Source organism: Pseudomonas sp. ASL3, assembly GCF_056680425.1.
Map to the genome: position 1 here is coordinate 4,943,858 of NZ_CM155281.1, position 14,901 is coordinate 4,958,758.

12 protein-coding genes, 1 tRNA gene and 1 pseudogene are annotated in these 14,901 nt (G+C 58.5%); 1 reads left to right on the forward strand and 13 read right to left on the reverse strand.

Annotated features, from left to right (window positions below):
• Positions 1-229: 229 nt before the first annotated feature.
• From dnaB to rnr, 7 genes are all read right to left on the reverse strand, one after another.
• Positions 230-1,624 carry a replicative DNA helicase gene (gene dnaB / locus AC1MEE_RS22825; protein ID WP_480411796.1) on the reverse strand — a complete coding sequence of 465 codons (1,395 nt, stop codon included), beginning with the start codon at positions 1,622-1,624 and terminating at the stop codon, positions 230-232.
• A 108-nt stretch (positions 1,625-1,732) separates the two neighbouring features.
• Positions 1,733-2,179, reverse strand: coding sequence for a 50S ribosomal protein L9 (gene rplI, locus AC1MEE_RS22830; protein ID WP_259110731.1), 447 nt, complete (start codon positions 2,177-2,179; stop codon positions 1,733-1,735).
• A 19-nt stretch (positions 2,180-2,198) separates the two neighbouring features.
• Complete coding sequence (locus AC1MEE_RS22835; RefSeq protein WP_480411797.1) at positions 2,199-3,095, reverse strand: hypothetical protein; 897 nt, start codon at positions 3,093-3,095, stop codon at positions 2,199-2,201.
• Between the two features lie 39 nt (positions 3,096-3,134).
• Complete coding sequence (gene rpsR, locus AC1MEE_RS22840) at positions 3,135-3,365, reverse strand: 30S ribosomal protein S18 (protein WP_002551829.1); 231 nt, start codon at positions 3,363-3,365, stop codon at positions 3,135-3,137.
• A 28-nt stretch (positions 3,366-3,393) separates the two neighbouring features.
• Complete coding sequence (gene rpsF / locus AC1MEE_RS22845; RefSeq protein WP_020293663.1) at positions 3,394-3,819, reverse strand: 30S ribosomal protein S6; 426 nt, start codon at positions 3,817-3,819, stop codon at positions 3,394-3,396.
• Positions 3,820-4,096: 277 nt separating this feature from the next.
• Positions 4,097-4,855, reverse strand: a complete 759-nt coding sequence (gene rlmB, locus AC1MEE_RS22850; RefSeq protein ID WP_480411798.1) for a 23S rRNA (guanosine(2251)-2'-O)-methyltransferase RlmB — start codon at positions 4,853-4,855, stop codon at positions 4,097-4,099.
• The gene (rnr, locus tag AC1MEE_RS22855; RefSeq protein WP_480411799.1) at positions 4,852-7,470 is read right to left on the reverse strand and encodes a ribonuclease R; all 2,619 of its coding nucleotides are present in this window, start codon (positions 7,468-7,470) and stop codon (positions 4,852-4,854) included. Before rnr ends, rlmB begins: the two co-directional genes overlap by 4 nt.
• Positions 7,471-7,704: 234 nt before the next feature.
• Between rnr and AC1MEE_RS22860 the strand changes: the two genes are divergently transcribed.
• Positions 7,705-7,791: transfer RNA gene (locus tag AC1MEE_RS22860), tRNA-Leu, on the forward strand.
• A gap of 129 nt (positions 7,792-7,920) precedes the next feature.
• On the opposite strand, the gene AC1MEE_RS22865 is transcribed toward AC1MEE_RS22860, so the two are convergent.
• From AC1MEE_RS22865 to hflK, 6 genes and pseudogenes are all read right to left on the reverse strand, one after another.
• Positions 7,921-8,805: a methyl-accepting chemotaxis protein gene (locus AC1MEE_RS22865; RefSeq protein ID WP_480416311.1), complete on the reverse strand. Its 885-nt coding sequence runs from the start codon at positions 8,803-8,805 to the stop codon at positions 7,921-7,923.
• A 21-nt stretch (positions 8,806-8,826) separates the two neighbouring features.
• Positions 8,827-9,519 (reverse strand): annotated as a pseudogene (locus tag AC1MEE_RS22870) (methyl-accepting chemotaxis protein); the annotation flags it as partial.
• Positions 9,520-10,006: 487 nt separating this feature from the next.
• On the reverse strand, positions 10,007-11,299 hold the full coding sequence (locus tag AC1MEE_RS22875) for an adenylosuccinate synthase (RefSeq protein WP_480411800.1): 1,293 nt from the start codon (positions 11,297-11,299) through the stop codon (positions 10,007-10,009).
• Positions 11,300-11,353: 54 nt separating this feature from the next.
• Entirely contained in the window at positions 11,354-12,541 is a 1,188-nt protein-coding gene (locus tag AC1MEE_RS22880) for an ATP phosphoribosyltransferase regulatory subunit (protein ID WP_480411801.1), read from the reverse strand.
• Positions 12,542-12,834: 293 nt separating this feature from the next.
• Positions 12,835-13,704, reverse strand: coding sequence for a protease modulator HflC (gene hflC, locus AC1MEE_RS22885; RefSeq protein WP_480411802.1), 870 nt, complete (start codon positions 13,702-13,704; stop codon positions 12,835-12,837).
• Positions 13,704-14,870: an FtsH protease activity modulator HflK gene (gene hflK, locus AC1MEE_RS22890; RefSeq protein ID WP_480411803.1), complete on the reverse strand. Its 1,167-nt coding sequence runs from the start codon at positions 14,868-14,870 to the stop codon at positions 13,704-13,706. Before hflK ends, hflC begins: the two co-directional genes overlap by 1 nt.
• Positions 14,871-14,901: the final 31 nt, after the last annotated feature.

The following is a 14,901-nucleotide window of genomic DNA, read 5'->3' on the forward strand; positions in this document are numbered from 1 at the left end:
CGGAATATAGCACAAAAATTGACCAATTCCGACGGTGGTGGTCGGAAATTGGTGGTGACTGCTTAGAGGACAAACGCGACCCCCTGTAGGAGCTGACTTGTCTGCGATCGGCTGCGCAGCAGTCGCAATCCGGTATCCCAGTTCTTTCAGTAACACCACGCTTTGACATTCTATGACCGCTTCGCGGCCAATCGCAGACAAGTCAGCTCCTACAGAGCGTCCCGGCAGCTTACTCGTCGTCGAAGTTGTAACTGCCCGGCGCGAGGTTTTCGAAGCGGGTGTATTTGCCAATGAACGCCAGCCGCGTGGTGCCGATGGGGCCGTTACGCTGCTTGCCGATGATGATTTCGGCGATGCCTTTGTGCTCGGTTTCCGGGTGGTACACCTCGTCCCGGTAAACGAACATGATGACGTCGGCATCCTGCTCGATCGCTCCGGACTCCCGCAAGTCGGAGTTGATCGGGCGTTTGTTCGGCCGCTGTTCCAGGGAACGGTTGAGCTGAGACAGTGCGACGACCGGGCAGTTGAATTCTTTGGCCAGGGCTTTCAACGAGCGGGAAATCTCGGAAATCTCGTTGGTCCGGTTATCACCGCCAGAGCCTGGAATCTGCATCAATTGCAGGTAGTCGATCATGATCAGACCAACCTCGCCGTGCTCACGCACCAGTCGGCGAGTACGCGCACGCATCTCCGACGGGCTGATACCGGCGGTGTCATCGATGAACAGCTTGCGGTCGTTGAGCAGGTTGACCGCAGACGTCAGACGCGGCCAATCGTCGTCTTCCAGGCGACCGGCGCGGACCTTGGTCTGGTCGATCCGACCCAGCGAGGACAGCATACGCATGATCAGCGACTCGCCTGGCATCTCCAGCGAGTAGACCAGAACCGCCTTTTCGCTACGCAACACGGCGTTTTCCACCAGGTTCATGGCGAAGGTGGTCTTACCCATGGATGGACGACCGGCGACGATGATCAAGTCCGACGGCTGCAGGCCGCTGGTCATCCCGTCGAGGTCGGTATAGCCGGTGGACAGGCCGGTGATCGCGTTATCGGTATTGAACAAGGTATCGATGCGGTCGATGGCCTTGGTCAACAGGTCGTTGACGCTGACCGGGCCGCCAGTCTTGGGGCGCGCTTCGGCGATCTGGAAGATCTGCCGTTCAGCCTCGTCAAGAATCTCGGCGGCGCTGCGGCCTTCTGGGTTGAACGCGCTGTCGGCGATCTCGGTGCTGATGCCGATCAACTGCCGCAGGGTCGCTCGCTCACGCACGATCTGCGCGTAAGCCTTGATGTTGGCGACCGACGGAATGTTTTTCGCCAACTCACTGAGGTAACCCAGGCCACCGACCTGCGACGTCTGACCTTCTTTGTCCAATTGCTCGGCCAGGGTCACGACGTCTATAGGGCTGTTCTGATCGGCCAGCTTGGCGATCGCGCGGAAAATCAGACGGTGGTCATGTCGATAGAAATCGCCATCGGACACTTGATCGAGCACGCGCTCCCAGGCGTTGTTGTCCAGCATCAGACCACCGAGCACAGCCTGTTCGGCCTCGATGGAATGCGGCGGCACCTTGAGGGCAGCGGTTTGCAGATCGTATTGCTCGGGGGCGGAGATATCGTTCATGGCCACACGGAATCAGGGGGGACAGAAAGACAAAGGGCACGACCTGTAAACAGGATCGTGCCCGATGTTAAACGTCTGGCGAGCAAGTCACCAGACGTTAAGTGCTGCTTAAGCAGCCACCACAACAACGCGTACGGTTGCTTCTACGTCGCTGTGCAGGTGCACGGCTACGTCGAATTCGCCAACGTTGCGGATGGTGCCGTTCGGCAGACGAACTTCGCTTTTTGCAACTTCAACGCCAGAGGCGGTCAGTGCATCAGCGATGTCGTGGGTGCCGATCGAACCGAACAGCTTGCCTTCGTCACCGGCGGTGGCAGTGATAGTCACTTCCAGCTCAGCCAGTTGGGCAGCGCGAGTTTCGGCAGAAGCTTTTTTGTCTGCAGCCAGTTTTTCCAGCTCGGCACGACGCTCTTCGAACGCAGCAATGTTAGCAGCGGTCGCAGCGGTAGCTTTGCCGTAAGGCAGCAAGAAGTTACGACCGTAACCGGCCTTAACGTTCACTTTGTCGCCCAGGTTGCCCAGGTTGGCGACTTTTTCCAGAAGGATCAGTTGCATGTGAAAATCCTCTTAACTTTTAACCTTCACCGTTCGCAGATCCGTTATCGACGTCTTTCGACGCGAGACGGCCGCGAAAATCAATCAGGCTGTCGACAATGGCTAACACCACCAGCAACGGATAGATCAGCTGCATAAACAGCAACAGCGTTACGTACAACCCCACCAACCAGAACCTGGCCAGTCGCTTTTCAGCCACCAACCCATGAATCAAGGCCAGCCCGGCGAACACCAGCGGTACGCTGCACAACGGTGTCAACATCGCCATCTGCGGACCGAAATTCGGCCCCAGAAGCATGCACACCAGCAGCATCAACGCAGGTACCCGCGGGAGTCTTATGCTGCGAAACTCGCGGCCAAAACCACCCGGGTTGTACAACAACGCTTGCCAGTAACGCCCAAGGATCAGGCTCAACACACTGACGATCTGCAACAAGGCCGCTATCAGGCCGTTAAGGACCGGTGCAATCAGTGCCCCCATACGCGCTCGCTCTTCTACCGATAACTGCTGGTAGAGACCATCGAGGACTTGCGGCAGGAGCTTTTGCAACTCCAGCGCCATCGCTTCGATGGGTTCGCGGAAAACCGCACCCAGGATCACTGCATACAACAGACCCAATGCCACGCTGACCAGCAGCACGCGGACCCAGGACTGGCTGGCACGTAACAACGCGGCCAACCCTAGCGAACCCAACAACACCATTAGCGTGCGGGGTTCACCGAAATACCACCAGACCAAAGCCGGCAGTAGAGCCCAGGCGAGGATGCCAGCGGCATCACTCACACCGCGCCGCAGAAGCACAAGGCATCCCGCGGCAGCACTCAACCAGAACAACAGCGGCAAAGCCGCACATCCAACCACTACCAGAGTGGCCTGCACGCGGCCGCGCATGATGAAATTAGCCATGGCGCGCATGCGTTCTATCCCTTACTACGTTTTGTCGACTGCCCGGTCTCAGCGGCCGTGGCTGTCGGTGTAGGCCAGCAGGGCCAGGAAGCGGGCACGCTTGATAGCGGTGGCCAGCTGACGCTGATAACGAGCTTTGGTACCGGTGATACGGCTTGGAACGATTTTGCCGGTCTCGGATACGTAGGCTTTCAGAGTGTTGAGATCTTTGTAATCGATCTCCTTCACGTCTTCAGCGGTGAAGCGGCAGAATTTACGACGACGGAAGAAACGTGCCATGTAATTGGCTCCTCAAAAGGTCCGTGGATTACTCGTCAGCGTTATCGCTGGCGTCGCTGTTGTCGCCGTCATCGCCATCGGCGCTGTCGGAGTGCTCAGGACGGTCACGACGCTCACGGCGCTCGCTGCGGTTTTCTTCGGCCTTGAGCATCTCGGACTGACCAGTTACGGCTTCGTCGCGACGGATGACCAGGTTACGGATCACGGCATCGTTGTAACGGAAGTTGTCTTCCAGTTCAGCCAGAGCCTTACCGGTGCATTCAACGTTCAGCATCACGTAGTGAGCCTTGTGAACATTGTTGATTGCATAGGCCAGTTGACGACGGCCCCAATCTTCCAGACGGTGGATTTTGCCGCCGTCTTCTTCGATCAGCTTGGTGTAACGCTCTACCATGCCGCCGACTTGCTCGCTTTGATCCGGGTGGACCAAAAAGATGATTTCGTAATGACGCATGAATGCTCCTTACGGGTTGTAGCCTGCCGCTAAAAAACGGTCAGACAAGGAGTGAATGACACTTGTGTGTCTTGCTCAGGGACAGGCACATAAGCGCCTGCCATGACAGCAAGGGGCGCAATTGTAGAGAAGGGCTTGGAGGGGCGCAAGGCAATTGGTGATTATTTGAGCAAGTAGGAGCTGCCGAAGGCTGCGATCGACCGGGAACCGGTCGCGTTCTTGAGATCGCCGAAGGTCGTGCCGACCTTTTCGCAGCCTTCGGCAGCTCCTACATGGATTACTTCTTCGCGGCCGCCTTGACGCTGCGCTGACGCAACGCTTCGAACAGGCACACGCCCGTTGCCACGGAGACGTTCAGGCTGCTGACGCTACCGGCCATCGGCAGGCGCACCAGGTAATCGCAATGCTCGCGAGTCAGACGACGCATGCCTTTGCCTTCGGCACCCATGATCAGGATGGTTGGACCAGTCAGGTCTTGCTGATACAACTCCACTTCAGCCTCCCCCGCCGTACCGACAACCCACAGACCGCGCTGCTGAAGCTTCTCAAGGGTGCGCGCCAGATTGGTCACAGCCACCAGCGGAATCACTTCCGCCGCGCCGCAAGCCACTTTCCGAACCGTTGGCGTCAACGTCGCCGACTTGTCTTTTGGTACCACAACCGCCAGTGCACCGGCCGCATCGGCGGTGCGCAGGCAAGCGCCGAGGTTGTGCGGGTCGGTCACGCCGTCGAGCACGAGAATCAGTGGCGCGCCTTCGGTACGGTCGAGCAGCTCATCGAGCATGGCCTCGCCCCACACCTGACTCGGACTGACCTCGGCAACCACGCCTTGATGCACGCCTTCGACCCAGACATCCATTTCACGACGCTCGGCCTGACCCACAGACACACGGTTGTCGTTGGCCAACTGGACCAATACCTGAACCCGCGGATCGTTGCGGTTTTCAGCCAGCCAGACCTGCTTGACCCGTTTCGGGTGGTGACGCAACAACGCTTCTACGGCATGCACGCCGTAGATTTTTTCCAACTGACTCATGACTTGGCCTTAGGTTTACGCACCCCACCGCTTTTCGCAGCAGGGGCCGAGCCCGCTTTTGGCGGGCCCTTACGATGTTTACTCGGTTTTGCTGGTTTGCCCGACGAAGCGGGGGCCGCTTTACCGGGCTTTCCCGACGCCGCCTTGCCACCACCTTTCGCTTCTGCCAACAAGGCCTGCTTCATTTCGCGGCTTTTGCGCACTTCAGCGTTTTTCGCTGCGGCATCGCTTGGTCGATAAGCTTCAGCAACCGGCGCTGCCTTGGTCGAAGCGCCGCGGCGCCCTGCCTTGGCTGGGGCTTCGGCTTTCTCCACTGGCGCCGGCTCGGCACCACGACGTTTGCGACCAATCGGTGCGCTGATGGTTTTTTCGGCCATCTCGAAGTCGATCTTGCGCTCGTCGAGATCGACGCGCATGACCCGCACTTCAACCGTGTCGCCCAGACGGAAGCTGCGACCCGTGCGCTCGCCCGCCAAGCGGTGATGCACAGGATCGAAGTGGTAGTAATCACCCGGCAAGGCGGTGACGTGCACCAGACCTTCGACGTAGATATCGGTCAGCTCGACGAACAGACCAAAGCCGGTCACGGCGGTGATCACGCCCGGGAACGACTCGCCCACGCGGTCTTTCATGAACTCGCACTTGAGCCAGTTGACCACGTCGCGAGTGGCCTCATCGGCACGGCGCTCGCTCATCGAGCACTGCTCGCCCAACTGCTCCAGACTCGCTTCATCGTACGGATAGATGCGCGCTTTCGGAATGGTCATGGCACCGGCACGGCGAACGTGCGGAGTGTCTTGCTTGGAGCGGATCACGCTACGAATCGCGCGGTGCGTGAGCAGGTCCGGGTAACGGCGAATCGGCGAAGTGAAGTGCGTGTACGCCTCGTAATTCAGGCCGAAGTGGCCCTGGTTATCCGCGCTGTACACCGCCTGACTCAACGAACGCAGCATCACGGTCTGAATCAGGTGGAAATCCGGACGATCCTTGATGCTCGCCAGCAACGCCTGGTAATCCTTCGGCGACGGACCGTCTTTGCCCTTGTGCAGCGACAGACCCAACTCACCCAGGAACGCGCGGAGTTTTTCCAGACGCTCTGGCGGCGGACCATCGTGAACGCGGTACAAGGCCGGAATTTCGTGCTTTTTCAGGAATTCGGCAGTGGCCACGTTGGCCGCCAGCATGCATTCCTCGATCAGCTTGTGTGCATCGTTACGCGTGGTCGGCCGGATTTCGGCGATTTTGCGTTCGGTGCCAAAGATGATCCGGGTTTCCTGGGTTTCGAAATCGATCGCGCCACGAACATGACGGGCGGCCAGCAGCACTTTGTACAGTGCATAGAGCTGCTTGAGATCCGGCACCACTTCCGAATATTCGCCGCGCAATTGCTTGGCTTCGGTGGTTTTCGGCTGCTCCAGGATCGCGCTGACTTTGTTGTAGGTCAGGCGAGCATGGGAGTGAATCACCGCTTCGTAGAACTGGTAATCGGTCATCTCGCCGGTTTTGGAGATGGTCATCTCACAGACCATGGCCAGGCGATCGACATGCGGGTTCAGCGAACACAGTCCATTGGACAGCTGCTCGGGCAGCATCGGAACCACGCGCTCAGGGAAGTACACCGAGTTGCCACGCACTTGCGATTCAGCGTCCAGCGCCGAACCGATTTTCACGTAGCTCGATACGTCAGCGATGGCGACGTACAGCTTCCAGCCACCGGAGAACAGACGCAGCTTGCCGGGCTTGGCTTCGCAGTAGACCGCATCGTCGAAGTCGCGCGCGTCTTCGCCGTCGATGGTCACGAACGGCAGGTGACGCAGATCGACACGGTGTTCCTTGTCTTTCTCTTCGACTTCCGGCTTGAGCTTGGCGGCTTCTTTGAGCACCGCCTCAGGCCAGACATGCGGGATGTCGTAGGTGCGCAGCGCGACATCGATTTCCATGCCGGGCGCCATGTAATTGCCCACCACTTCCACCACGTCGCCTTGCGGCTGGAAGCGTGGCGTCGGCCAGTGAGTGATCTTCACCTCGACGAACTGACCGACCCTGGCGTCGGAATTGCGGCCAGGTGTGATCAGCACTTCCTGCTGGATCTTTGGATTGTCGGGCACAACGAAACCGATGCCGCTCTCTTCAAAGTAGCGACCAACGATGGTTTCGTGGGCACGGGAGATCACTTCGACGATCACGCCTTCGCGACGGCCACGACGATCGAGGCCGGAAACGCGTGCCAGGGCACGGTCACCATCGAATACCAGACGCATCTGCGCCGGGCTCATGAACAGGTCATCGGTGCCATCATCAGGGATGAGGAAGCCGAAGCCGTCGCGGTGACCCGTGATGCGACCGAGGATCAGGTCGAGCTTGTCCACCGGGGCGTATGTGCCGCGGCGGGTGTATATCAACTGAGCATCACGCTCCATGGCACGCAAGCGACGACGCAAGGCCTCGAACTGGTCTTCAGTTGTCAGGCCAAACTCTTCCACCAATTGCTCACGACTCGCCGGAGAACCACGATCGGCAAGATGCTGCAAAATCAGCTCACGGCTGGGGATAGGGTTTTCGTATTTTTCCGCTTCACGAGCGGCCTCGGGATCGAGGGACTGCCAATCGGCCATTAGAATGAGTTCACCTTATCTGTATATATTTAGTTTGGCATATACCGGATTGAAACGCGAAGACACCGTTTGTCATGCCCATTCGCTATTTCCAAAAAATATTTCACAACAGGGGTTTACAGGTCCTAAACTCATCCGTAAGATGCGCCCCACAACGACGGCAAACGTTGTTGTAGTTGAAAGTAAACGATAATTTCCGAGTCAAATCAGAGTTGTTGTTGAACCCAACGAACTGCCCAGATGGTGAAATTGGTAGACACGCCAGCTTCAGGTGCTGGTGACCGCAAGGTCGTGGAAGTTCGAGTCTTCTTCTGGGCACCAATTCAAACAAAACCGAGCCTCGTGCTCGGTTTTGTGTTTTCTGCGTTTGAGATTCTAGATCAAACATTGAGAGCTGCCACCTGAGGGCGTGCCTGGCACACCCTCATCTCGTTAAAAATTTCCGAGCTATCAGGCGCGGAATTGCCCCAGACTTGCCTTCAATTGCGCAGCCAGACCATCCAGCACTTTGCCACTGGCGGTCGTCTCGACGACGGCTTGAGCCGCGCGCTGAGCCTGGGCATGGATCACTTCCACACGCCCTCTCACCGCCTGCGCCCCTTGCGCTTGATGCGCCGCAGCCTGAGTCGCCAGGCCAATGGCCGTATGAACCTGCTCAACCGAGGCCTGCACCGTCAATTGCAACTTCGCGCTGTTGCGTAGCACCGCCAATCCTTCATTGGCCTGACGCCCTGCCAGGCCAATCGCAGCCACCGCTTCCTTGGCACCTTGCTGCAAAGCACCGATATGCGCCTGAATATCGCCGGTAGAACTTTGGGTCTTGCTGGCCAGTGCGCGAACTTCATCCGCCACCACCGCAAAACCGCGACCCGTTTCACCTGCTCGCGCCGCCTCGATAGCCGCGTTAAGGGCCAGCAAGTTGGTTTGCTCGGCGATGCCATGAATGACGGTCAGCACCACTTCAATCTGTTCGCTTTGCTGCGCCAGCCGCTCGATAACTTTGGCACCGGTTTCGACTTGCCCCGCCAACGCCTCAATCAGGTTACCGACCTGCGTGGAAGTCCGCGTGTTTTCATCGGTGGCCTGACGAATATCGACAACCTGGCGCAAAGCCGCCTGCATCGCCTGGCTTTCTGCCTGAGCCTCATCAGCCATCTGCGAAAGGGCTTTGAGGCTAGCGGCCACTTCATCGCGCTGTGATTCGGCCGCCGCACCCGCCCCGGCATTGCGTCGGCTCAAGGCACCAATTTCCACGCCGGTGAGCTGGGCCACATCGCCCGCCTCACGCACGATTGGCTGAAGCTTGTCGACAAAGCGATTGACCGCTGCCGCCATGTCACCGATCTCATCATTGCTGTTGAGCTGCACTCGCTTGGTCAGATCACCTTCACCTGCCGCCAAATCATCCAGGGCCGCTATCAGCAAATGCAATTTGCTGACAACCCGACGCCCAAGCACCACCGCCAACAATAGCAACACGCCGAAGCCAACCAAGGCCAGGCCCAGGCCGATGCGCCAGCGCAAGGTTGCCGCTGCCTCCTGTACCGTACTGGCGGTATTGGCCGCCATTGCCGATGCAGCGGTCTGCGCCGACTGCAAACGCGTACGCAGCGCCGCCGAGCTGTCGGCCGCCGCGCTCACCAGGCTGTCGGAGACCAACTGCTCTGCGTTACCGATCAACGCCGAGAAGCGCTTATCCAGCGCCGCCAGATCCGTCTCGACGGTTGCCGTGGTAACACCCATCAACACCTTGCCGATCTCCACGCCATTGGGGCTGATCGACGCCTCGACGTAGTAAACCGAAGGATCATGCTTAGCGGCATTCAGGACTTTATCCATCGGCCGATCACCCTCCCCCTTATCGAGCAAGGCCTTGATCTGCGGGCTCTCACGATTCAGGTAACGGGTCAGGTGCTCACCCTGAGCATCGTCATAGATGACAAACAACACATTGGGATTGCGCTGGGCCCGGCGAGCAAACTCCGACAGCGTTGGCGTGTCGTTATCCCACATGGCACGCGGAGCGACCGCTGCCAGTAACTGAGCCATATCGTTGGCCGAGTCCTGAAGGTCTTTTTCGAGTGTCCCACGCAACTGTACCTGCTCGTCCTTCAAACGCGACGACAAGCCCGCGCTCAGGCGTTGACGGGTACTGGAAGACAGCGCGTCCAGACTGGAAGTAACTTCGCGACTCGCTTGCTCCAATTCCGCCGACAGGTGTTGCGAATCTACACCTAGTCGATTGGCCAAATCAGCCTCGAGCGCCGTCACGGTGCTTCGGGTCAGGGCAACCGCCACAACCACCTGCACCAAAAGGGCAACGCCGAGAGTAATAAACACAGGCCGCAACAGGCGGCTACGCAAAAGAGAAAGGACAGCCGACACAGAGAAACTCCCCTATTACTGACGCCATTAAAATGATGGCACTCTTTGTAGGGATAATTACAGCAAGGGCCGTGCCGCGCCAGCATTTACTGACTAGTAGATATAACAAAGGGCCGCATGAGCGGCCCTTTGTAGGTATTTCAATGACTTATTACGCGAACGGATGACGCAACACGATGGTTTCGTTGCGGTCCGGGCCCGTCGAAATAATGTCGATTGGTGCACCCACCAGCTCTTCAACACGCTTGATGTAGGCGCGAGCATTGGCCGGAAGCTCTTCCAGGGTCTTGGCACCCACAGTCGATTCGGACCAGCCCGGCATCTCTTCGTAGACCGGCTGCAGGCCGATGTAGCTGTCGGCATCGGTCGGGGCGTCGATCACTGCACCATGTTCGTTCTGGTAACCCACGCAGATGTTGATGGTTTCCAGACCGTCGAGCACGTCGAGCTTGGTCAGGCACAGACCGGAGATGCTGTTGATCTCGATAGCGCGACGCAGGATGACCGCATCGAACCAGCCGCAACGACGTGCACGACCGGTGGTTGCACCGAACTCATGACCGCGCTTGGCCAGGAACGCGCCAACATCGTCGAACAGCTCAGTCGGGAACGGCCCCGAACCCACGCGAGTGGTGTAAGCCTTGGTGATGCCGAGGATGTAATCCAGGTACATCGGGCCAAAACCCGAACCGGTCGCGATTCCGCCAGCCGTGGTGTTGGAGCTGGTCACGTACGGATAGGTACCGTGGTCGATATCCAGCAGCGAACCCTGGGCGCCTTCGAACATGATGTCTTTGCCGTTGCGACGCATTTCATGCAGCGCAGCGGTGACGTCGAGCATCAACGGCTTGAGCAGTTCGGCGTATTCCATGCACTCGTCGAGTGTTTTCTGGAAGTCGATCGCCGGCTCTTTGTAGTAATTGACCAGAACGAAGTTGTGGTAATCGAGCAACTCGCCCAATTTCGCCGCGAAACGCTCGCGGTGGAACAGGTCGCCGATGCGCAGACCGCGACGTGCGACCTTGTCTTCGTAAGCCGGGCCGATGCCACGACCGGTAGTACCGATCTTGAGCTCGCCACGGGCCTTCTCACGCGCCTGATCCAGCGCGACGTGGTACGGCAGGATCAGCGGGCAGGAAGGGCTGATACGCAGACGCTCACGTACCGGAATGCCTTTCTCTTCGAGCTTGATGATTTCTCGCATGAGTGCGTCAGGCGCAACCACCACACCGTTACCGATCAGGCACTGCACGCCTTCGCGCAGTACACCGGACGGAATCAGGTGCAATACGGTTTTTTCGCCATCGATCACCAATGTGTGGCCAGCGTTGTGGCCACCCTGGTAACGAACTACGGCGGTAGCATGTTCGGTCAGCAGATCAACGATCTTGCCTTTGCCCTCATCACCCCATTGAGTGCCCAGGACTACGACATTCTTACCCATAACACTTGTCCTCATTCGCGCAAACTTGGTGCCGGCTGCGGCCGGCAGGGAAACTCAAGAAGCCAGCGGCATTAGCTGCCAAAGCCCATCATGCTGAATCAACTGCCGGTCACAATCGGCTTCACGCGCGGCAGACACCTGCTGCCCAGGCAATGCCTGAACCACGCGATGACCTTCGCTGCGCAATTGGCAGACCTGCTGCCAGAGTGCCGAATCCGTACTGTCGGGCATCCAGATACCACCAGACGGTAGCTCGATATCCGCACGCCCCAGCGTGACCAGGGTTTTCAAATCCGTGGAGAAACCGGTAGCCGGGCGCGCCCGACCAAAATCCGCACCGATGTCGTCATAGCGACCGCCCTGAGCGATCGACTGGCCGACACCCGGCACGAATACCGCAAACACGACGCCGGTGTGATAGTGATAACCACGCAACTCACCGAGATCGAAATACAGCGGCAATTGCGGGAAGCGCGCGGATAGGCGCTCGGCAATCGCCAGCAAATCATCCAAAGCTGCCAATACCGGTGCCGGCGCATCCCGCAGACGATCACGGGCTGACACAAGTACTTCAGGCCCACCACACAGATCGACCAGAGCACGCAACATCGCAGCCAGATCAGCAGGCAAATCAGCGGTGAGCACGATGACTTCGTCTATCGCCTTACGCTGCAAAGCGTCGAACAACTGCTGCTCGACTTCGCCAGACAAACCGGCGGCACGCGCCAGACCACGGTAAATACCGACATGGCCCAGATCCATATGCACATCCGGCACATCGGCCAATTGCAGCATAGCCAGCATCAGGCTGATGACTTCGACATCACTGCTCGGGCTGGCATCACCGTACAACTCGGCACCCAACTGAATCGGGCTACGCGAGGACGACAAGGCCCGCGGCTGCGCATGCAGCACGCTACCGGCATAGCATAGACGGCTCGGCCCTTCGCGGCGCAGGGTGTGCGCATCGATACGCGCCACTTGCGGCGTGATATCGGCGCGGAAACCCATTTGCCGGCCTGATTGCGGATCGATCACCTTGAAGGTACGCAGATCCAGGTCCTGGCCCGCGCCGGTAAGCAGCGATTCCAGGTATTCGATATGCGGGGTGACGACGAACTCATAGCCCCAGCTCTGGAACAGATCCAACACCTGACGACGCGCTACTTCAATGCGCGCCGCTTCCGGCGGCAGTACTTCTTCGATGCCATCTGGTAGCAGCCAGCGGTCAACCGTTGCCATTACGCCAATCCCCTATGATCCGGGCGGCCAGCCCTGAGGGCGAGCCTTGAGTGAAGCAGAGTGCGGTCTGTTCTGCGCGCCTGTATTTACTATGGGCCCAGCAGAACCAGCGGCCCGAGACCCGCCTTACAGACCATTCTCCTCGAAAAATCTTGCCCAGCGCACAACCACGCTGCAGCCAATCAATCGTGCAGACGCAAAAAAGCCGGGATTTTCCCGGCTGCCGCATCATACACACGTTTTCCTCCACGATCACCCCGCCAGGCGGTTTTGCCGCCCGGCGGGTGAGCCGATTACGGCTTGGATTTTTCCAGGTAGCGGAAGAAATCGCTGCTCGGATCCAGCACCATCACGTCACTTTTGTTCGCGAAGCTTTCACGGTAGGCACGCAGGCTACGATAGAACGCGTAGAACTCCTGATCCTGACCATAGGCCTTGGCATAGATCGCGGCCGCCTGGGCATCACCATCACCGCGAGATTCTTCAGACTCACGATAGGCTTCTGCCAGAAGAACCCGACGCTGACGATCGGCATCGGCACGAATGCCTTCTGCCAGCTCGTTACCCTTGGCCCGATGCTCACGTGCTTCACGCTCACGCTCGGTACTCATACGTTCGAAAACGCTGCGATTCACTTCTTTCGGCAAGTCGATGGCCTTGACCCGAACATCGATGACTTCGATGCCCAGCTCCTTGCTTGCCATCGCGTTCAGCGAAGCGGTGATATCCGCCATCAACGCATCACGCTCGCCCGACACTACCTCATGCAAGGTGCGCTTGCCGAACTGGTCACGCAGCCCGGATTCGAGACGACGCGACAGACGTTCATCAGCGATTTGCTTGAGGCCGGAAGTCGCGGTGTAGAAACGCTCGGCGTCCTTCACTCGCCACTTGGCGTAGGCATCGACCATGACGGCTTTCTTTTCCAGCGTCAGGAAACGCTGCGTCGGTGCATCGAGGGTCATCAAACGCCCGTCGAACTTGCGCACCTGATTGACGTACGGAACCTTCACATGCAGACCCGGCTGGACGTCCGCCTGGACGACGCGACCGAATTGCAGCAAAACCGCACGCTCAGTCTGGGCAACGATGTAGAAGCTATTCCAGGCAACGACCGCCAGCACTGCACAAACAATCAGGGCGATCAGCGATTTATTGCTCATCAGCGACTCTCCCTTGAACGCAAATCGTGCTGCTGTTGAAGCTCGCTAGCGCGTGCTCCTACCTCGCTGCCAGCAGGTGCAGCGGTTGCCGGAGCAGCGCTGGCACGACCACTTTCGATCATCTTGTCCAGCGGCAGGTAAAGCAGGTTGTTCTGCCCTTTGTTGCCCCCGGTCACGAGCACCTTGCTGGTGTTGCTGAACAGCTCTTGCATGGTGTCCAGATACAGACGCTCGCGCGTTACTTCCGGAGCCTTGCGGTACTCGACGACCAATTTGGTAAAGCGATCCGCCTCACCTTTGGCACGCGACACGGTTTCATCACGATAGCCATTGGCATTTTCGATAATGCGCTGAGCCTGACCGCGCGCTTCCGGAATCACACCGTTGGCGTAGGTTTCAGCCTGGTTGCGCGAACGCTGCTCGTCTTCACGGGCACGAATCACGTCATCGAAAGCTTCCTGAACTTCACGCGGCGCCGCGGCGCTTTGCACGTTCACCTGGGTCACAGTGATACCGGTGCGATACGTATCGAGGAAGCGTTGCAGACGCTCCTTGATCTCACTGGCCATCAACTCACGACCTTCAGTCAGCACCTGATCCATCGCGGTGGAGCCCACCACATGGCGCAAGGCGCTTTCAGTCGCGTGCTGCAGACTGACTTCCGGCTGATCGACGTTCAGCACGAAATCCTGCAGGTTGGTGATCTTGTATTGAACGGTCAACGGCACTTCGACGATGTTTTCGTCTTCGGTCAGCATTTGCCCTTGTTTGCTATAGGCACGCTCACGAGTGACGTTTTCCAGGTATTTACGATCGATTGGCGGGAAGTAGATATTCAGACCCGGGCCAACGGTTTCGTAGTATTTGCCGAAGCGCAGCACCACGGCCTGCTCCTGCTCATCCACCACGTAAATAGCGCTGTACAGCCAAATGGCGGCCAGCACGACAAGACCGATGCCGAGCAGACCTAAACCACCGCCCTTGCGCTGACCACCGTCCTCGTCACCACTACGTTTTCTACCACCACCGAACAACCCATTCAGGCTTTCCTGCAGCTTTCGGAAGGCCTCGTCGAGATCCGGTGGCCCCTTGCGGTCGCCGCCCTTGCGCTTACCACCCCAAGGATCCTGATTATTCGAGTTGCCACCCGGCTCATTCCAAGCCATAGCGCTCTCCATCTGATAAAGCAAAGACGCG